Origin of the sequence: Halorubrum vacuolatum, from assembly GCF_900188065.1 — an archaeon.
Lineage (GTDB): Archaea > Halobacteriota > Halobacteria > Halobacteriales > Haloferacaceae > Halorubrum > Halorubrum vacuolatum.
Map to the genome: position 1 here is coordinate 78,503 of NZ_FZNQ01000012.1, position 17,417 is coordinate 95,919.

Sequence of the window (17,417 nt, forward strand, 5' to 3'; positions counted from 1 at the left end):
TGAGAGGCGTGGTATGACCGTCTGTAGCGCGCCGGGGAAGGTGTATCTCTTCGGCGAACACGCCGTCGTCTACGGCGAGCCCGCGGTGCCGGCGGCGATCGAGCGCCGAGCCACGGTGACCGCCGAACCGCGATCCGACGACCACGTCCGCGTCGAGGCGACCGACCTCTCGCTCGACGGCTTCACGGTCGAGTACAGCGGCGGCACCGGCGCCCGTCCGGACGTCGACGTGCCGACCCCGCTCGTGGAGGCCGCGATGGGATACGTCGACGCCGCGGTTCGGCAGGCACGCGCGGCCGCCGACAGCCCGAACGCCGGCTTCGACATCACGATCGAAAGCGACATCCCGCTCGGCGCGGGGCTCGGCTCCTCCGCGGCGGTCGTCGTCGCGGGGATCGACGCCGCGACCCGGGCGCTCGGGGAGCCGATCGATCGACGGGAACTCGCGGACCGGGCCTACCGGGCGGAGTTCGAGGTGCAGGACGGGCAGGCATCGCGCGCCGATACGTTCTGTTCGACCATGGGCGGTGCCGTGAGGATCGAGGGCGACGACTGTAACCCGATCGACGCGCCGAACCTCCCGTTCGTCATCGGCTTCGACGGTGGCGCGGGGGACACCGGCGAGCTCGTCGCCGGCGTTCGCGAGCTCAAATCGACGTACCGCTTCGCCGACGACACGGTCACGGCGATCGGCGACATCGTGCAAACGGGCGAGCGGCTGCTTGCGGAGGCCGTCCCCGAGGCGGACGCGAACAGGGAGCTGCTCGTCGAACTCGGCGAGCTGATGGATTTCAACCACGGGTTGCTCGCTGCCCTCGGCGTCTCCGCGCGCTCACTCGATGCGATGGTGTGGACGGCGCGGGAGGCGGGTGCATACGGCGCGAAGCTTACCGGTGCGGGCGGCGGCGGCTGTATCGTCGCGCTGGATCCGACCGGGGAGGTCGAGGTCGCCCTCTCGTACACGCAGGGGTGTGAGGACGCCTTCCACGCGTCGCTTGCGACCGAGGGAGTTCGCGTGGAGGAGTCATGAGCGAGGATGCGACGGAAGACTGCCCAAACGGCTCGGACGACGTGGTCGTCGGCTCGGACGACGTGGTCGTGGTAAAACTCGGCGGAAGCCTGATCACCGAGAAGGATCGCCCGGAAACCATCGACGAGAACGCGCTCGAGGCCGCCTGCGACACGATCGGCGCGGCGCTGGCCGACGGCGCCGTCGCGCCTGACCGGCTCGTCCTCGTTCACGGCGGGGGGAGCTTCGGCCACCATCACGCGAGCAAACACGGCGTCTCGACGACGGCCGGGACCCACGACGCGGCGGCGGCCTTCGAGATCCACGGGGCGATGGCGCGGCTCAACCACGCGATCGTGACCCGGCTTCACGATCGGTCCGTACCGGCGGTTCCGGTACATCCGCTGTCGACGTCCTCGCGGCCGTCGGGCGTCGACCGCGACCTCGACCTCCCCACGGCCTCGATGGCGACGCTGCTCGCGGAGGGATTCGTTCCGGTGATCCACGGCGACGGCGTCGCGACCCGCGGTGCCGGAATCACGGTCGTCTCCGGCGACGAACTCGTCGTCGAGATCGCCGAGCGGTTCGGCGCGGATCGCGTCGGCCTCTGCTCGACCGTCCCGGGTGTATTGGACGATGAGGGGGTTATCGTCCCCGAGATCACCTCCTTCGAGGCCGTCGCCGAGTATCTCGGCGGAAGCGACGCGACGGACGTCTCCGGCGGGATGGCCGGCAAGGTCCGCGAGTTGCTCGCGCTTTCCTCCCAGGCGTTCGTCTTCGGCCCGGATGGGTTGGATGGGTTCCTCCGCGGTGACGAACCCGGCACGCGAATCGGGTGAGCCGTCCGGCACGTGGATCGGATGAGCCCTCGGGGGGCGGTCCACTCGGTTCCCCGTACAGAACCCTTATTCAGCTCACCATACATCGCTTATACATGGATGAATCTGCCGTCCGTGACCGACTTCGGAAGGTTTCTGACCCGGACCTCGGCGACGACATCGTCTCGCTCGGGTTGGTGAATGCGATCGATATCGAGGACGGGACCGTACACATCTCGCTCGCGCTCGGCGCGCCGTACTCACCGAACGAGTCGGCCATCGCCGCCGACGTGCGGGACGTCCTCGCGGACACCGGGCTGGAGGTGGAGCTCTCCGCGCGGATCCCCGAAGGGGTCTCGCCGTCGGACCAAGTGCTTCCGGGGGTGAAAAACGTGATCGCGGTCGCCTCGGGGAAAGGCGGGGTCGGCAAGTCGACGATGTCGGTCAACATCGCGGCGGGGCTCGCGCAACTGGGCGCGCGCGTCGGCCTCTTCGACGCGGACGTCTACGGGCCCAACGTCCCACGGATGCTGGCCGCCGAGGAGCGCCCGCACACGGACGGGGAGCTGATCGTGCCCCCCGAGCGCTACGGCGTGAAGCTGATCAGCATGGACTTTCTGACCGGCGAGGACGACCCGGTCATCTGGCGCGGGCCGATGGTTCACAAGATCATCACCCAGCTCGTCGAGGACGTCCAGTGGGGCGATCTCGACTATCTCGTGATGGACCTCCCACCGGGCACCGGTGACACCCAGCTCACGATCCTCCAGACGCTGCCGCTTACGGGCGCGGTCATCGTCACGACCCCCCAGCCCGTCGCGCTCGATGACGCCGTGAAGGGGCTTCGGATGTTCGGCAAACACGACACCAACGTCCTCGGCGTCGCCGAGAACATGAGCGGATTCACCTGCCCCGACTGCGGGAGCGTCCACGACGTCTTCGGCACCGGCGGCGGGCAGGGGATGGCCGATGAACACGAGCTCCCGTTCCTCGGCGGCGTGCCGCTCGACCCCGCGATCCGGACCGGCGGCGACGACGGCGACCCGATCGTGTTGGGCGAGGGCGAGACCGCGGACGCGTTTAAGCTGATCGTGGAGAACGTCGCGAACAACGCGGGCGTCGTCCGCCGGCGCGAAGTGAGTCAGGGGCGATGAGCGGGAGGTGGTGGGGCGATGACTGACGACCCGGACGAACCCGCGGACGCCCTCGAAGAGGCCGACGTCGACTGGGAGATGGCCCCGGACTCGGACGCGACGTTCCCTGACGACCCGGAGCGCCGCGAGTTCCTTCGGGAGATCGCCGAGGAGGTCCGCGGCGATAGCTCAGAGAGCAAACAGCTCTCGGCGATCCTCTACCGCGTCTCCGACCTGTATGACCCCGAGGAGGACACCTCGCCCGAGGAGATCTATTTAAATGTCTGCCATATCATGTCGATCAAACAGCAGGGCGGCCTGCGTCGGTGACGGCCCGTCTGGGGTCCGATTTTATTTATAAGTCACCGGCGACGAGCGCGACGCCGTTCACGTCCCGAACACCGACAGCCCGGTGTCGCCAGCCATCGCCGACGTCCACGCAAACGGTTCCGTCCGCGGTGACCGCCACGGCCGTTCCCGGGCCATAGCCAACCGCCGCGATCGGCTCCTCCACCGGGAGCGTCGCTTGCGCCCACGCGTCCTCGTTCCAACCGGTTCCGCCCCCGTCTTCGTCCCCCGGTCGGACCCACAGTCCGCCGTCGCCCGCGGCCATCGCGTGCCCGTCGCCGTCGCCCGCGACGACCTCGAACTCGCCGTCAAGCGCGTCCATCCAGCCATTGCCGAGCCAGTAGAGCCCGTCGCCGGTCGCCGCCAGCGGCAGCCCCGACCCGGCCACGTCGCGGACGTCGGAGAGCCCGACGTGTTCAAGCCGCCACCCGTTTCCGTCGGAGACGATCCGATACACCCCGTCGGCTCCCGCCAGCAGCGGACCGTCGATCGCCCGCGGGTCGGCGAGCCCCCCCACGGGATCGACGGCCGCTTCGATGGAATCCCCAGTTAGCGTCACCGATACCCGCGAGACCGTTCCATCCTCCGCTGCGACAAGCAATCCGCCGTTGTGGACGCCGACGGCGACGCATGGACCGACGGCGACGTCGCTGAAGGTGAGTTGGTCGGGTGCAGTGTCGGATGCGGAATCGAGGACGGCGACCCGAAGGTCGTCGTCGGTCGCGACCGCGAGGACGTCGGCCTCGCGTTGAGAGTCGCCATCGGGCCCGGCCACGGTCGGCAGGACGGCGACGTCGCGAGCGGCGTCACGGCTTATCAGGGTGAACTCACCGACGAGATCGCCGGAGATGGCGACCCGGACGAGCCCCATCCCCGTGGCGAGAAGGGCATCCGTCCGTCCGGCCGTGCCGGCATACACGCGCTTCTCCTCGATCGAGATGTCGTCCTCCGCGGGTGCCATACTCGGTGGGTTTGCGGAGGATATATAAAAGCGAGGAGGTCGACGGGTGGACGGATAGATACGGGTGGCTGCATCGCCCGACACCGACGGGGATTTGACCGACCGCCCCGGATTTTACCGTGTGTACCCGATCGCTCCCGAGGCGGTCTCGCTGCTCGCGGAGGTCCTCCCTCGACTCGGGCGCATCACCCTCTTCATCACGCTCGGGGTGTTCGCCGCGAACGTCGCGGTCGCGTTCGGGCTCATCCGGTATGTCGCCGGGATCTCGGGCTATCTCACCCGCCCGGCGAACCTCCCGGACGAGGCCGGCACGGCGATCTTCACGACGGCGGCCTCCACGACCGCGGGCTATGCGACCCTCGCGGAATATCGTGAATCCGGCTTCCTCGACGACCGCGCCACCCTCGTCGCCGTGGTGATGAACACGTTCTTCGGATTCGTCCAGCACGTCTTCACCTACTACGCGCCGGTTCTGATCCCGATCCTCGGGTTTCACACCGGCGTCCTCTACGTCTCTTTCCGTGCCGGCATCGCGCTCGCGATAACGCTCGTCGGCGTCGTCCTCGGCGCCGCCCTGCTCTCCGAGCGCAACGTGAACCGTGCGGCGCTCGACGACGTGAGCGTGGAGGGGCCCGACGGCGACGAGCGGTCGGCGCGGAAGCGCGTCCGCGCGGCGGCCGAGCGCTCGTGGCGGACGCTCCGCCGGATCGTTCCCCGATTGGCGATCATCTACACGCTCGTCGTCGCGCTCGTGACGTACGTCAATGTGGAGTCGGCGACCGACTTCGCCGCGCCGGTAACCGAACAGATCGGGCTCCCCGGCGCGGCGGTTCCCGTGATCGCCGTCTACTCGCTCGATACGACCGCCGGGGCGGTGACCATCGCGCCCCTGCTGGATGACGTGTTCACCCCACGGACCGCGGTGGCGACGCTGCTGCTCGGCGGGATCGTCTCGTTTACGGTTTCGACGTTCAAGCGCTCGATCCCGTTCCAGTACGGCATCTGGGGCGCGGAGTTCGGCACGAAGGTGATCGTCGTCAACACCGTCATGAAGGTCGTGTTCATCTCGCTGAGCCTGGCGCTGCTTCTGATCCCCTCGTGGTAGGCGACCTCGGCCCTCTAGTGGCGACGGTGGCCATACCGATAGCGACCTATCGGCAACACGGACGCCGCATCCCGAACGGTTAACCCGACTCCGGTCGGCCATCATCCCATGAGCGATGCCGCGGACCTCATCCTCCTTGACGGGGAGATACACACCCTTACCGAGCCGGATGAGACCTACGAGGCGCTCGCGGTCCGGGACGGGCGGATCCTCCGACTCGGGTCGAGTTACGATATCGAGATGCTCGCGGGCGTGGAGACGACGGTGATCGACCTCGAGGGAAGGGTGGTCCTCCCCGGGTTCATCGACGCCCATACACATCTGACGACCGTCGGCCGGTATCTCGTCCACGCGGACCTTTCGGCGGCGGATTCCCCGGCTGATGCGGTCGAGCTGCTCGCCGAACGGGCCGCGGAGCTCGACGAGGAAGGCGCCTCGGCGACGGGGGAGACGTGGGTACTCGGCTACGGCTACGACGAGTCGACCTGGACCGAGAAGCGCTATCTCACGCGGTCGGACCTCGACGCCGTCGAGACCGAGCGGCCCGTCGCCGCGTTCCGCGAGGATATGCACGTCGCGGCCGTCGACTCGACCGCCCTCGATCTGCTCGCCGACGCGTTCGCGGTCGCCCAGCCGGGGACGGTCGTGACCGACGACGCCGGCGAGCCCACGGGTGTCCTGCTTGAGGCCGCCATCGATCCCGTCTACGAGACGGTCGAACCCGACCCGGCGGAGACGCGCGAGATCGTCCTCGCAGCCTTAGCGGACTGTGCCCGCAAGGGGATCACCGGCTTTCACGACATGGTTCGTGGCTCACACGCACCGGGCGTCTACCGCGACCTCGACGCGGCTGGCGAACTGACGGCTCGCGTTCGGCTCAACTACTGGAGCGACCACCTCGACGCGCTCAAAGAGGTCGGGCTGCGGACGAACGCCGGCTCCGCGTTCGTCGAGACGGGCGCGATCAAATCCTACACCGACGGGAGCTTCGGCGGGCGGACGGCGAAGCTCTCGGAGCCGTATTCGGACGTCGAGGCCCTCGATGGCGACGATGCCGACGACGCCACCGGCCAGTGGGTAGTCGACCCCGACGAGCTCGACGAGGTCGTCGCGGACGCGACGGCGGCCGGCTACCAGTTCACCGCTCACGCCATCGGCGACGTGGCGGTCGAAGCCGTCCTCGATGCCTACGAGGACGCAGCGGTCGGTGATCCGGGTACCGCGAGACATCGGATCGAACACGCCGAACTGGCCGACGACGAGGCCATCGGGCGACTCGCGGAGACGGGTGTGGTCGCGAGCGTGCAGCCGAACTTCCTGAAATGGGCCGACGAGGGTGGGCTCTATGCGGCACGGCTCGGCGAGCGACGAACCGAAACGAACCGCTATCGGGCGATGCTCGATGCGGGCGTTCACCTCGCGTTCGGCTCCGACGGGATGCCGATGGACCCGCTCCTCGGCGTCCACCACGCCGTCAACGCCCCGGCGGACGGCCAACGGCTCACCGTGACCGAGGCGCTCCGGGCGTACACCCACGGCGCGGCCTACGCCGGGTTCGACGAGGACCGGCTCGGGACGGTCGAATCCGGGAAGCTGGCTGACCTCGTCGTCCTGGAGGGGTCGCCGTGGGAACAGGCGGAGGCGATCCGCGAGATCGAGGTGGCGATGACGATCGTCGACGGCGAAATCGTTCACGAACAATAGTTCGCAATTCCTGCTGGTATACGCCGTTTCATATCCGGGTAGTTCCAAGGGCCGTCCATGGTGGATATCGCCATCGAGTACCCGACCGGGAAGCGGCTATGGTCGGAGGCCGAGACCGCACGACGGCTCATCGATGCCCATCTGGGTGATCGCCCCGACGTCGACCGGGTAACGCTGTCGCCGACGGCGGGGTCGGCCTTCTGTGTGAGCGTCGAGGGCGACCGCATCTGGTGTACGGATCCACGCGACTGGATCGACTCGATGGAGGCGGTATCGGCGGTTCGCCGGCAGCTTATTGCCGCGAAGTGACGGCCTCGGGATATTCGCGGGACCTCCTCACTCCCGTGCGACCTCGTGACGCCCGAAGCCGTACCGGAGTCGGTTCGCCAGTCGACGGGAGAACCGCCCCTCGTTGCGCGAGTCGAAGCGTTCGGCGAGCGCGGCGTAAATAAGGGGGACGGGAACCTCCTGTTCGAGCGCCTCCTCGACGGTCCACGTGCCCGTCGAGCCGCCGGCGATGTGGTCGGCGACGTCTCCCAGCTCCGAGCCCTCCTCGCGGAACGCCTCCTCACAGAGTTCGAGCAGCCACGAGCGGATCACCGCGCCGTTGTTCCACGTTCGCGCGACGGCCTCCAGGTCGAGGTCGTATCGGCCGTCCGCGAGCAGCTCGAAGCCCTCGCCGTACGCCTGCATGAGCGCGTACTCGACCCCGTTGTGGACCATCTTCACGTAGTGACCCGAGCCGGCCGGCCCCATTCGGTCATGGCCGTCCGGGCCGGTCGCGACCGCATCGAAGACGGGCACGAGGGCGTTATAAGCGCGCTCGGGGCCGCCCACCATGAGCGAGAAGCCCTCCTCGGCGCTCGCCGGGCCGCCTGAGGTGCCGCAGTCGAGGTAGGCCGCCGCGGTCGACTCGGCCCGCCGGACCGATTCGGCGAAATGGGAGTTGCCGCCGTCGACGACGACGTCCTCGTCGTCGAGGTGCGGTTCGAGCTCCGCGAGGGTCGCATCGACCGCGTCGCCCGCGGGCACCATGAGCCAGATCCGCTTGCCGGGTTCGGGGCCGTCCGCCAGCCGTTCACAGAGGTCCGCGACCGAGTCGGCGGGTGTCGCACCCGCCTCGGCCGCCGCCGCCGTCGCCTCCGCGGAGAGGTCGAACGCGACGACCTCGTGGCCCGCAGCCAACGACCGATCCACGACGATCCGTCCCATCCGCCCGAGTCCGATGACGCCCAGTTGCATACGCGGCGGGTGGCGGTGGCGGGTCGTAGTGGTTCCGATCGATTCGCGAGGGACGGGTCGAACGACTCCTGCTAACTTCCGACAGGGATGTCACCCGCGCCGCCGCAATCTTTAGCCCCCTCGGCTGTGCAGGGGGTTCATGAACTGGAGTCCGCCCGACGAATGGCCGCGTATCCGCACCATCGAGTCACATACCGGCGGCGAGCCGCTCCGGGTCGTCGTCGACGGCTTTCCCGACCTGCCGGGCGAGACGATCCTTGAAAAACGGCGCTACGCCCAGCTGAACCACGACGACCTCAGGCGGGCGATCATGTTCGAGCCACGTGGACACGCCGACATGTACGGCGCGCTGCTCACCGACCCCGTCACCGACGACGGCGACATCGGGGTGTTGTTCACGCACAACGCCGGTCACAGCACGATGTGTGGCCACGGCGTCATCGCGCTCGGCGTCGTCCTCCCGACCATCGGCGCGATCGAACTCGATCCAGCGGAACCGATCATTCGAATGGACACGCCCGCCGGGAGGGTGACCGCGTATCCGCGTCTCGGTGGCGACGATCTCACCGATGGCAACGATCCCTCGAATGGCGACGTTCCCGCCATCAGCCGGGTCGCCTTCGAGAACGTCCCCGCCTACGCCGTCGCGCTCGATGAGACGATCGAGACGGAGACCTTCGGGACCGTTCGGTACGACATCGGCTTCGGCGGCGCGTTTTACGCCTACTGTGACGCCACGGATCTCGGCCTCTCGCTGGAGCCGGAGTCCGCCTCGGCGCTCGCGGCGGCCGGCCGCGAGTTGAAGGCGGCGATCGCCGAGGAGGCCGCCTTGGAGCACCCTACCGACGAGGACATGGAGTTCCTCTACGGCGTCATCTTCACCGACGAGCCCGAGGGCGACGCGGACATCCGAAACGTCTGTGTCTTCGCGGACGGGGAGGTCGATCGCAGTCCGACCGGAACCGGGGTGAGCGGTCACCTCGCGCTTCGGCAGGCTCGGGGTGAGCTGGCCCGCGGCGAGTCGTTCGCCGTCGAGAGCATCGTGGGATCGGTTTTCACCGGCCGCGTGAACGACGTGCGGGAGCATCACGGCCGCGAGGCGGTCATCCCGGAGATCGAAGGGGAGGCGTACATCACCGGCACGAACACGATCACCGTCGATCCGCGGGATCCCTTCGGCGAGGGCTTCTTTATTCGGTAATCGTCACCGGCGACACCCAGTTGTTGCCCACATCCGCCGCCGATCATCCCCACACGACCGGGAGCCACCAGACGACGGCGACGACGATCACGGCGATACCCACGACGCTCACCGCCGCGCCGACCCGGGCCATCTCCGGGATGGTGAGGTACCCCGAACCGAAGACGATGGCGTTCGGGGCGGTCGCGACCGGAAGGACGAACGCGAAGGAGGCCGCGAGCGCGACCGCCGCCATGAGCGTGAGCGGCGGCGCGCCGATCGAGCCCGCGACCGCGATGGCGATGGGCGAAAACACCGAGGCGGTCGCCGTGTTCGAGGTGACGTTCGTGAGAACGACGACCGTAACGACGAGCAGCAGCACGAGCCCGAGGAGTTCTGTGAGCCCGACGGCCGTGATGAGGTCGGCGGTCGCCCGGTCGATCCCCGTCCGCTGGAACGCTCGCGCGAGCGCGAAGCCCGCCCCGAGGAGGAGGAGGACGCCCCACGGCAGCCGAAGGGCGTACTCCCAATCATGGAGGAACTCCCGGCGGCGGACGTTGACGGGGACGAGGAAGGCGGCGATCCCGCCCGCGATCGCGATCGTCGCGTCCGTCACCGCCGGAAAGACCGGCGTGATGAGGAAGGGACGGGTGAGCCAGCCGAGCGCGACGAGCCCGAACAGCGCCGCCACGCGACGCTCCCCGGCCGAGGCGGGCCCGAGCGCCGCGAGTTTGTGCGCGGCGACCGCTTCACGGCCCGGTTCCACCTCGACCGTCGGGCGGAGGACGACGAGCAGGGTCGCCCACACCGCGAGCGTGCCGACGATCGCGACCGGGAGACCGAACTGCATCCATTCGAAAAAGCCCACGTCGACGCCGAGTTGGCTCTCGGCGACGCCCGCGAGCACGGCATTTGGCGGGCTGCCGATGAGCGTCCCCACCCCACCCACGGAGGCGGCGTAGGCGATCCCCAACATGAGCGCGATCCCGAACCGTGTCGCGGGAAGGGCGTTGGGGTCCTCGTCTGTGTCGTGGACCAGGTCGCCGACCCCATCTGGGAGGTCGACGCGGGGTCCGGGCGTCACCCGATACGTCTGTGAGATGACGGCGATGGCGATGGGGACCATGAGCATCGCGGTCGCCGTGTTCGAGATCCACATCGAGAGCAGGGCGGTCGCGGCCATGAACCCGAGGAGAAGCCCGGGTGCGCTCACGCCGACGCTCGCGATGACGAACAGCGAGACGCGCTCGTGCAGGCCGGTTCGTTCGACCGCCAGCGCGAGGAGAAACCCGCCGAGAAGGAGGAAGACGATCGGGTCGCCGTAGGCGGTCGTCGTCTCGGTGACGTCCAGCACACCCGTCGTCGGAAAGAGCACGACTGGGAGCAGGCTCGTCACCGGGATCGGAACCGCTTCCGTCACCCACCAGATGACGATCCAGGCGGTACACGCGAGCGCCGAGACCGCCGGTTCGGAGACCATCGGAATTGCGGACGCGACGCCATCGCGGCCGAGCAGGATCGCGACGAACAACAGCGGCCCGAGCGGGCGACCGATATCCGCTCGGGAGGGAAGTCGCATACGTTATCCCACGGGTAACCTCGGTATAAAAACCGATCCGGATCGCTCGCGAACGGGTATCCGTCGTTTACTCCTCGCCCCCGTCCTCGGCCTCACCGAGATGCGCACGCAACGTGTCGACGTCCTTGTTGCCCGCGCCGGTATTTAAGAGGACGACGGTGTCGTCGGGGCCGAACTCACCTTCGGCCGCGAGCGTAAACGCCCCGGCGGCCGCCGCCGCACACGTCGCGCCCACCTCCAGTCCTTCCGCGCGAGCGACCTCGATCGCGGCATCGAGGATCTCATGGTCCGTGTTCGCCACCGCGCCACCGTCGGATTCGCGGATCGCCTCCAGAATGAGCGGGCTCGCGCCGGGGTCGGGGATCGCGATCCCGTTGCACGCGGTCGTCACCTCGTCGTCCGCGAGCGGCTCGTGGCGGTCGGCTCCCGCCTCGTAGGCGTCGACGATGGGCGCACAGCCCGCCGCTTGGGCGGCATACATCGGCAACAACTCGTCCGTCCAGCCGAGGTCACGGACCTCACGGGCTGCCTTGTGCATCCCGACGAGCCCGACGCCGCCGCCGGTCGGGTAGACGACCGCGTCGGGCACTTCCCAATCGAGCTGTTCGAGCACCTCCAGCGCCATCGTCTTTTTCCCCTCGTGGCGGTACGGCGTGACGAACGTCTTCGTGGAGTACCAGTCCGGGTGTTCTTCCATCGCTTCCGCGTACGCCGCGCCCGCATCGCCGATCTGTGAGTTCCCGTCGATCGGGTCGGTGACCGTCAGGTCCGCGCCGTGGACCTCCGTCATCGCCTTCTGCGTGAAGCCCGCTCTCGCGGGGAGGTAGACGTGCGCATCGAGGTCCGCGCGGGCGGCGTAGGCGGCCGCCGCCTGTCCCGCGTTGCCCGCGCTGTTCAACGCCACGTCGCTCGCGCCGTGTTCGACGGCCGCAGTCGTCGCCGCCGACTGCCCGCGGTCTTTAAACGTCCCCGTGGGGTTCATCCCCTCGTCTTTTAAGAGGACGCGACCGACCCCCATCGCCTCCGCGAGCGCCGGACACTCGACGAGCGGCGTCGCTCCCTCCCCGAGCGAGACGGCCGCCTCGCGCGTGAACGGGAGCAGTTCCTCGTACCGCCACATCGAATCGAACGGCCGGTCGGCGAGCGTGTCGGGCGTCAGATCGACGGCGTCGTAGTCGTAGGCGGGATCGAGGATGCCGTCGCAGTCGGGACAGCGGTGAGTCGCGGTCTCCACGTCGAAGGCTTCGCCGCAGTCGACACAGCGGAGGCCGATAAACGCGGTCGTCGTGTGCATGGTCGGGGATGACCGCCGGGGGCTTTGACCCCCGTGGTCCCGGCAACGAGGGAGGGTTTCGCTCGCTCGATGGCGACACTTCTCGGAGATTTCTCTCACTTCGTTCGAGAACTGCGCCGGCCGAGATTCCTCTCACGATGTTGGAAGAATGCACCGGCCGAGATTTGAACTCGGGTTGCAACCATGGCAAGGTTGCGTGATACCACTACACTACCGGTGCCGGTCCGCAAGGGAAAGTTTGCCCGAGGGATACTTAAACCTGTTACATCGGCTCCATCGGTTCGACGTGGTCGCCGACGAGTACCCGTCACCGCCCGCGAACAGCCACGTTAGCCCCTCGATTCGGCGATCCGGTCAGCATACTGCTCGACGAGCGTCGCGAACGCCTCCGCCTCCGCAGCCTCCTGCGTGTCGGCATCGCGTCGATCGCGCAGACGGTGTTTGACCGTCGCCAGCGCGTCGGCTTTCCCGTGGGCGATCTCGTCGGCGACGGCGCGTGGATCGTCGACGATCCGGGAGACGAGTCCGGTTCGGAGCGCCGCCTCGGCGTCGAGAACCCGCCCCGAAAGCGCGAAATCGAGCGCCTCGCCCGCGCCCATCACCCGCGGGAGCCGGATGGTGCCGCCCCATGCGCCGAACAGCCCGAAGCGAACCCCGGGCTCCGCGAACGTCGCATCCGGGGTGGCAACGCGGACGTCGGCCGCCAGCGCGAGTTCGACGCCGCCACCGCGTGCAGGGCCGTCGATCCCGCAGACGACGACGGCTTCGGATTCGGCGAGCGCCGCTGCGGTGCGCTGGCCGTGCGCCGCGAAGGCGACGGGATCCGCGAGCGACGTAACCACCTCGAAATCCGCGCCCGCACAGAACGCGTCGCCGGCACCTCTGAGGCAGATGACGGGTTCGTCGGCCTCGGCAACCGCCGCTTCGAGCGCGGTCAACTCCGCCGGCCGGAGCGCGTTCTTCCGCTTCGGCCGATCGATGGTAACGACGCGAACATCGCCGTCGGCACGGGTTCGAATCATGTGATCCGGAGGGCGTGGTTTCCAAAGGTCTTTGCCCCTGCCAGCGCTATGGAGACTCAATGGACGATGTCGCGCGGGCGCGCCGGGCCGCACGCGAGGCGCTCGCGGACGTCACCCCCGAGCGGCTTCGCGTCGCCATCGACGACAGGTTGGCGGGGGCGACGGTCACCCCCGGTGTGCTCGCACTTGTCACCGCGCGGGCGCTCGACCCCGACGTCGATGCCAACGGCGTCACGGATCGGGCGGCCGGCGTGCAGCTCATCTACGAGGGGCTTAAGCTGACGAGACGGCTTGCCCACGAGGAGCCGTGGACGGCCGCCGCGACCCACGAGGCCGACATCGACGCCGACATGGAGGTGTTGGTCGCCGACGTGTTGGTCTCGCGTGGCTTCTCGTTGCTCGCGCACACCGATGCGGCGGGTGCCGCCGTCGAGGTCGTCCGCGCGTTCGGCCGCGATCAGACGATCCGTGATCGGCCGGACACGGCTCCCGCGGCGGCCGCCGCGCTGGACCGTAACCTCGAAGTCCACGCCCTCGAACTGGCCGTGATCGCCGGAACGACCGCGGTCGGCGGCGAGCCGCCCGCCGAGCTGCTCACCTACGCCCGCGAACTCGCCGCCGATTACGACGGGGAGTTTCCCCCGCCAAGGACGGCACTGCCGGAGACGGCCGCCGACCGGATCGCCGACATCTCCGAACGGGCCGTCAGCGCCACGGACCGGTAGCGGGGGACGGCTGTCACTCGGTGGGACCGTCTCGCCCTGCCACCATGCGGATCCGTCGCGGTCGCACGGTCGGATCGAAACCCCTAAAGTCGAATCCGCTCAACCATCGAGTGCCTGCCTGGGTAGCTTAGCGGTAAAGCGCGTCCTTGGTAAGGACGAGAGCCCGGGTTCAAATCCCGGCCTAGGCTTCCTTCCTCTTGATTTCGGGCGCTTTAGGCCTTCTGTGTGTTTCAGCTATGGCCCGAACTCAAGGACGCGACCCCGGTGTCAAAATTGGCACCCCGACGCCGTATAGTGATTCGACCGACTTGAATGGCTCTTTACATAAGCCATTTAAAACTTTGTTACGAAGTGATCTAGATCTGTATAGGAGGATTCGATGAGTATGACGGTTGACGACGACAACAAAGTGCAGGGCATCGTCCTTTTGACGGATGAGGCCTCGGAATTTCTAAACCCGAGAGAGGAGATCGCGTACAAAGAGCATCGCCGCGAATTAGCGGAGTGGATGCTTAATTTGGGTAAGGACCCGGCGAAGGCCGAAGGTTACAGCCATTCGACGGCGAAGAATCGGATGAACAAGTTGGACTTGTTCTACCGCTGGGTCTGGAACGAGGAACAAAGATTTATCCAAGACGTTAAAGTGGGTCATGCGGAGGCCTGGATGCGTGATCTGGCTAAAAGGGATTTGAAGGAGTCGACGAAGTGCCATTATCAGAAGTCGGTTCAGACGTTGTTTAAGTGGATGCGTGAGGCCCGGAACCGGGATGTGGAGTGGGAGCCGAGTATTGAGTACAGCGACCCTTCTACAGGTTATCAGCCTCGGGAGTACCTGACTAAGAGCGATCGCCGGAAGATGAGAGAAGCCGCTATGAGCTACGGCAGCATCCCACACTACAACTCTCTCACACCTGAAGAACGAGCCCGGTGGAAGAAGTATCTCGCGCAACGGTTACAGAAACCCAAAGAAGAAGTCGGGAAAACAGACTTTCTAAAGGCTAACTCCTTCAAATACGCTTCAATGATTTTTGTCGCGTTGGATGCAGGGTTCAGGCCTGTAGAAGTGAAAAGAGCGAACATTCAATGGTTCGACCCCAGTAACGGAGTCCTCCGAATCCCAGAAGAGGAGTCGAGTAAAAGTCGGGAAAACTGGATCGTCGCACTGAAACCGGAGACCGTCTCAATCCTGAAGAAGTGGAAGCAGGAGCGAGAAACTATTCCCAAGTATGATGGCCGGGACGCATTATGGCTCACACAGAAAGGAAACCGGTACAACAAAGACTCGTTCAGAAGATCCGTATTCCACAAAATCGCGGAGGAGGCAGGCCTCGACCTAGAAAACCGGGACCTCACACCGTACAGCATCCGGCATTCAACGGCGACGTACATTGCTCAGGAGGCTGACTTGGCGACCGCCGCTAAACAGTGCCGACATAAATCTAAGCAGACGACGCAGAAGTACGCTCATAGCTCGGTCGATAGACAGACGGAGGCCGTCAACAAAATCGACTGACCACATCCTCTTTCTCTAATCCATAGACACCCCCACATTAGTCGTTACATCATCCAAGCCTAATCCACAGCTGGAATCCAGGGCTGAACTATTCGATAAGGCCTGATTCACTACTGTTTTTCAGGGCTTGCTGTAGGGTTTCTGGCCTGGTTCTCAGCTAATGTTTAGGCCTGTTTTTTTCGTAGGCGCGGTCCCGGTGCTGGATTGTGAGAAAAATTAGGCCTTCATCGTTGAGGTCGAAGAAGATTCTGTGGTCGATTTTCTGGCCTCTGTTCCCTATTTTGAGCCTCCAGATCTCTCCCTGGCTGGGTATGTATTTGACCCGTGGATGTTTCCATGGATTCGTCCGGTATTCTTCTACGAGTTCAGTTTTTTTCTGGGCAGCTTTATTCTGTGTTTCTCTGTTAAGCTCCTCGAACTGTCGGAGGAATTCAGGCCTATACGTAGTCTTTGATAAGTTCTCTAATGTCTCCTTCATCATCTTGTTTCCTGGCCTGTCTGATTTGCTGTAGTGTTTCTTCTGAGAGTCGTTCGTCGACGTTGTGCTTTCTCTCCATCTCTTTTCTAATCATAGAGCGGATAGCCTCAGCTTTTGACTTATACTGGCCTTCCTCCACCTCAGTCTCAATATACTGATAGAGTACAGACGGGATATCTACAGAAGTAGTCGGCATAACATATAACTTCAATATAACTTTTATATAATTGCTGCTGAGAAGGGTCAAGCCTGCCAATCCTAGTTCTGAACTGATTCTACACCTTGGTTCAGACCTGGTTTTATCAGGTTGTGTTTTTGTGGGCTTAGCGGGTTTTTTGTATTAGGTTTATAACATTTTCTTACTATAGTATTACTGTGGTGAGATTTTTTGTGGCATCGTTAACAATTAAGCTTCCTGACAATCAGAAAGATGAGATCGAGGCTGTGGCTGAGAGAAAGAACTACAACAGCGTCTCCGAGTACGTCCGTGAGGCACTGCGGAACAAAGTAGAGGAGGATCTGGTTTTGAGGCCTGAAGTAGCTGAGAAGCTGCGAAGACGAGTCAAAGAGTATGAGAAGGGTAAAACAGGGTTAGTCTCTCATGAAGAACTAGAGGAAGAGCTGAAACAGCTTGATGAGGATTGACTGGCATTCAGAGGCCCGCCAAGATCTACAGAAATTCGATAAACAGATTCAAAAAAAAATTGTTTTGGAAAAAGTAGACTCAATGGCTGAATCTCCACTTGGAGAAAACACATCTATTATTGTCGAAGCAAGGCCTAGAGATATTCCGATTGAAACTGAAAGATACTGAGTTAGATCATAGAGTATTCTTTGACCTTGACCGAGACAGAGTTGTAATTCTAGGCATAGAGCACAGAGATGATGCCTATACTCGGGAATCGATAAAGAAGATGAAGTCACGGAATGAAGCGTGAAAAAGTTGGATCGTTATCAGTTTAATCAAGCAGGTCGAAGCTCTTTACAGCTACTTTGACGCTGGTCCCAGAACCGGTTTGGAATCGATAGATATCATCGCTAGTGAATTCCGATATCTGGGCCTCGTACTGATCGTGGTCTTTGGTGGCTTCTTTAGCTCGGTCCTGCATCTGAGCGTATCCAATATTCTTAGAGAAGATGATAAGCGCAGCGTGGGTATCGCGTACAGTCAAATTATCCAATAACTGATCGACCGCGTCTTTGTACTGTGACCATTCGTATTCGTTTAAGCCCCCGCATTGGCGGTGAGGTCACTACACACCTCCTCTAACAGCGTTTTTCGACCGGGAGAGGGTTGTTTAGCTTC

19 protein-coding genes and 2 tRNA genes are annotated in these 17,417 nt (G+C 64.7%); 13 read left to right on the plus strand and 8 right to left on the minus strand.

The window, feature by feature from the left end; all coding sequences use genetic code 11:
* The first annotated feature begins 13 nt into the window (after positions 1-13).
* The 4 genes from mvk (at position 14) to CHB65_RS11585 (ending at position 3,290) form a co-directional block, all read left to right on the plus strand.
* The gene (gene mvk, locus CHB65_RS11570) at positions 14-1,030 is read left to right on the plus strand and encodes a mevalonate kinase (protein WP_089385229.1); all 1,017 of its coding nucleotides are present in this window, start codon (positions 14-16) and stop codon (positions 1,028-1,030) included.
* Positions 1,027-1,848 (plus strand): isopentenyl phosphate kinase, encoded by an 822-nt coding sequence (locus CHB65_RS11575; RefSeq protein WP_089385230.1) that lies wholly within the window; start codon positions 1,027-1,029, stop codon positions 1,846-1,848. The genes mvk and CHB65_RS11575 overlap by 4 nt, the downstream gene beginning before the upstream one ends.
* Positions 1,849-1,943: 95 nt before the next feature.
* Complete coding sequence (locus tag CHB65_RS11580; RefSeq protein WP_089385231.1) at positions 1,944-2,981, plus strand: Mrp/NBP35 family ATP-binding protein; 1,038 nt, start codon at positions 1,944-1,946, stop codon at positions 2,979-2,981.
* Positions 2,982-2,999: 18 nt separating this feature from the next.
* The gene (locus CHB65_RS11585) at positions 3,000-3,290 is read left to right on the plus strand and encodes a hypothetical protein (protein WP_089385232.1); all 291 of its coding nucleotides are present in this window, start codon (positions 3,000-3,002) and stop codon (positions 3,288-3,290) included.
* 25 nt (positions 3,291-3,315) lie between these two features.
* Here CHB65_RS11585 and CHB65_RS11590 read toward each other — a convergent pair whose 3' ends face one another.
* Positions 3,316-4,269 carry an HVO_0234 family beta-propeller protein gene (locus CHB65_RS11590; protein ID WP_089385233.1) on the minus strand — a complete coding sequence of 318 codons (954 nt, stop codon included), beginning with the start codon at positions 4,267-4,269 and terminating at the stop codon, positions 3,316-3,318.
* A 121-nt stretch (positions 4,270-4,390) separates the two neighbouring features.
* Between CHB65_RS11590 and CHB65_RS11595 the strand changes: the two genes are divergently transcribed.
* From CHB65_RS11595 to CHB65_RS11605, 3 genes are all read left to right on the plus strand, one after another.
* A complete protein-coding gene (locus CHB65_RS11595; RefSeq protein WP_089385234.1) occupies positions 4,391-5,374 on the plus strand; it encodes a nucleoside recognition protein in 984 nt (327 codons plus the stop codon).
* A 108-nt stretch (positions 5,375-5,482) separates the two neighbouring features.
* Positions 5,483-7,078 (plus strand): amidohydrolase, encoded by a 1,596-nt coding sequence (locus tag CHB65_RS11600; protein ID WP_089385235.1) that lies wholly within the window; start codon positions 5,483-5,485, stop codon positions 7,076-7,078.
* A gap of 57 nt (positions 7,079-7,135) precedes the next feature.
* A complete protein-coding gene (locus CHB65_RS11605; protein ID WP_089385236.1) occupies positions 7,136-7,387 on the plus strand; it encodes a hypothetical protein in 252 nt (83 codons plus the stop codon).
* A gap of 27 nt (positions 7,388-7,414) precedes the next feature.
* Here the strand turns inward: CHB65_RS11605 and CHB65_RS11610 are convergent, their stop codons facing one another.
* The gene (locus CHB65_RS11610) at positions 7,415-8,320 is read right to left on the minus strand and encodes a decarboxylating 6-phosphogluconate dehydrogenase (RefSeq protein ID WP_089385237.1); all 906 of its coding nucleotides are present in this window, start codon (positions 8,318-8,320) and stop codon (positions 7,415-7,417) included.
* Positions 8,321-8,459: 139 nt separating this feature from the next.
* Here CHB65_RS11610 and CHB65_RS11615 point away from each other — a divergent pair, with 139 nt between their 5' ends.
* Positions 8,460-9,521, plus strand: a complete 1,062-nt coding sequence (locus CHB65_RS11615) for a proline racemase family protein (RefSeq protein ID WP_089385238.1) — start codon at positions 8,460-8,462, stop codon at positions 9,519-9,521.
* Positions 9,522-9,564: 43 nt separating this feature from the next.
* Here CHB65_RS11615 and CHB65_RS11620 read toward each other — a convergent pair whose 3' ends face one another.
* From CHB65_RS11620 to CHB65_RS11635, 4 genes are all read right to left on the minus strand, one after another.
* Positions 9,565-11,079: an SLC13 family permease gene (locus CHB65_RS11620; protein WP_089385239.1), complete on the minus strand. Its 1,515-nt coding sequence runs from the start codon at positions 11,077-11,079 to the stop codon at positions 9,565-9,567.
* Between the two features lie 67 nt (positions 11,080-11,146).
* Positions 11,147-12,373, minus strand: a complete 1,227-nt coding sequence (locus CHB65_RS11625; protein WP_089385240.1) for a threonine synthase — start codon at positions 12,371-12,373, stop codon at positions 11,147-11,149.
* 149 nt (positions 12,374-12,522) lie between these two features.
* Positions 12,523-12,593: transfer RNA gene (locus CHB65_RS11630), tRNA-Gly, on the minus strand.
* Positions 12,594-12,702: 109 nt separating this feature from the next.
* Complete coding sequence (locus CHB65_RS11635; RefSeq protein ID WP_089385241.1) at positions 12,703-13,395, minus strand: enoyl-CoA hydratase/isomerase family protein; 693 nt, start codon at positions 13,393-13,395, stop codon at positions 12,703-12,705.
* A 59-nt stretch (positions 13,396-13,454) separates the two neighbouring features.
* Between CHB65_RS11635 and CHB65_RS11640 the strand changes: the two genes are divergently transcribed.
* The 3 genes from CHB65_RS11640 (at position 13,455) to CHB65_RS11650 (ending at position 15,633) form a co-directional block, all read left to right on the plus strand.
* Positions 13,455-14,120, plus strand: coding sequence for a DUF7114 family protein (locus CHB65_RS11640; RefSeq protein WP_089385242.1), 666 nt, complete (start codon positions 13,455-13,457; stop codon positions 14,118-14,120).
* A 116-nt stretch (positions 14,121-14,236) separates the two neighbouring features.
* Positions 14,237-14,308: transfer RNA gene (locus tag CHB65_RS11645), tRNA-Thr, on the plus strand.
* A gap of 197 nt (positions 14,309-14,505) precedes the next feature.
* Positions 14,506-15,633: a tyrosine-type recombinase/integrase gene (locus CHB65_RS11650; protein ID WP_089385249.1), complete on the plus strand. Its 1,128-nt coding sequence runs from the start codon at positions 14,506-14,508 to the stop codon at positions 15,631-15,633.
* Between the two features lie 157 nt (positions 15,634-15,790).
* Here the strand turns inward: CHB65_RS11650 and CHB65_RS16945 are convergent, their stop codons facing one another.
* Both CHB65_RS16945 and CHB65_RS17465 read right to left on the minus strand, forming a co-directional pair.
* Positions 15,791-16,111 carry a type II toxin-antitoxin system RelE family toxin gene (locus CHB65_RS16945; RefSeq protein WP_218818943.1) on the minus strand — a complete coding sequence of 107 codons (321 nt, stop codon included), beginning with the start codon at positions 16,109-16,111 and terminating at the stop codon, positions 15,791-15,793.
* Positions 16,071-16,358, minus strand: coding sequence for a ribbon-helix-helix domain-containing protein (locus tag CHB65_RS17465; RefSeq protein WP_179213651.1), 288 nt, complete (start codon positions 16,356-16,358; stop codon positions 16,071-16,073). Before CHB65_RS17465 ends, CHB65_RS16945 begins: the two co-directional genes overlap by 41 nt.
* 143 nt (positions 16,359-16,501) lie before the next feature.
* On the opposite strand from CHB65_RS17465, the gene CHB65_RS11660 reads away from it, so the two are divergent.
* Together CHB65_RS11660 and CHB65_RS16950 are read left to right on the plus strand one after the other, a co-directional pair.
* On the plus strand, positions 16,502-16,756 hold the full coding sequence (locus CHB65_RS11660; RefSeq protein WP_179213652.1) for a ribbon-helix-helix domain-containing protein: 255 nt from the start codon (positions 16,502-16,504) through the stop codon (positions 16,754-16,756).
* Complete coding sequence (locus tag CHB65_RS16950) at positions 16,746-16,925, plus strand: hypothetical protein (RefSeq protein ID WP_143420411.1); 180 nt, start codon at positions 16,746-16,748, stop codon at positions 16,923-16,925. Before CHB65_RS11660 ends, CHB65_RS16950 begins: the two co-directional genes overlap by 11 nt.
* Positions 16,926-17,417: the final 492 nt, after the last annotated feature.

Bases quoted from the DNA above. Each gene is read 5' to 3' on its own strand.
- CHB65_RS11635 (WP_089385241.1), bottom strand. From the start codon at position 13,395: ATGATTCGAACCCGTGCCGACGGCGATGTTCGCGTCGTTACCATCGAT.
- CHB65_RS11650 (WP_089385249.1), top strand. From the start codon at position 14,506: ATGACGGTTGACGACGACAACAAAGTGCAGGGCATCGTCCTTTTGACG.
- CHB65_RS11600 (WP_089385235.1), top strand. From the start codon at position 5,483: ATGAGCGATGCCGCGGACCTCATCCTCCTTGACGGGGAGATACACACC.
- CHB65_RS16945 (WP_218818943.1), bottom strand. From the start codon at position 16,111: ATGAAGGAGACATTAGAGAACTTATCAAAGACTACGTATAGGCCTGAA.
- CHB65_RS11640 (WP_089385242.1), top strand. From the start codon at position 13,455: ATGGACGATGTCGCGCGGGCGCGCCGGGCCGCACGCGAGGCGCTCGCG.
- mvk (WP_089385229.1), top strand. From the start codon at position 14: ATGACCGTCTGTAGCGCGCCGGGGAAGGTGTATCTCTTCGGCGAACAC.
- CHB65_RS11580 (WP_089385231.1), top strand. From the start codon at position 1,944: ATGGATGAATCTGCCGTCCGTGACCGACTTCGGAAGGTTTCTGACCCG.
- CHB65_RS11575 (WP_089385230.1), top strand. From the start codon at position 1,027: ATGAGCGAGGATGCGACGGAAGACTGCCCAAACGGCTCGGACGACGTG.
- CHB65_RS16950 (WP_143420411.1), top strand. From the start codon at position 16,746: ATGAGGATTGACTGGCATTCAGAGGCCCGCCAAGATCTACAGAAATTC.
- CHB65_RS11615 (WP_089385238.1), top strand. From the start codon at position 8,460: ATGAACTGGAGTCCGCCCGACGAATGGCCGCGTATCCGCACCATCGAG.
- CHB65_RS11585 (WP_089385232.1), top strand. From the start codon at position 3,000: ATGACTGACGACCCGGACGAACCCGCGGACGCCCTCGAAGAGGCCGAC.
- CHB65_RS11605 (WP_089385236.1), top strand. From the start codon at position 7,136: ATGGTGGATATCGCCATCGAGTACCCGACCGGGAAGCGGCTATGGTCG.
- CHB65_RS11590 (WP_089385233.1), bottom strand. From the start codon at position 4,269: ATGGCACCCGCGGAGGACGACATCTCGATCGAGGAGAAGCGCGTGTAT.
- CHB65_RS11620 (WP_089385239.1), bottom strand. From the start codon at position 11,079: ATGCGACTTCCCTCCCGAGCGGATATCGGTCGCCCGCTCGGGCCGCTG.
- CHB65_RS11610 (WP_089385237.1), bottom strand. From the start codon at position 8,320: ATGCAACTGGGCGTCATCGGACTCGGGCGGATGGGACGGATCGTCGTG.
- CHB65_RS11625 (WP_089385240.1), bottom strand. From the start codon at position 12,373: ATGCACACGACGACCGCGTTTATCGGCCTCCGCTGTGTCGACTGCGGC.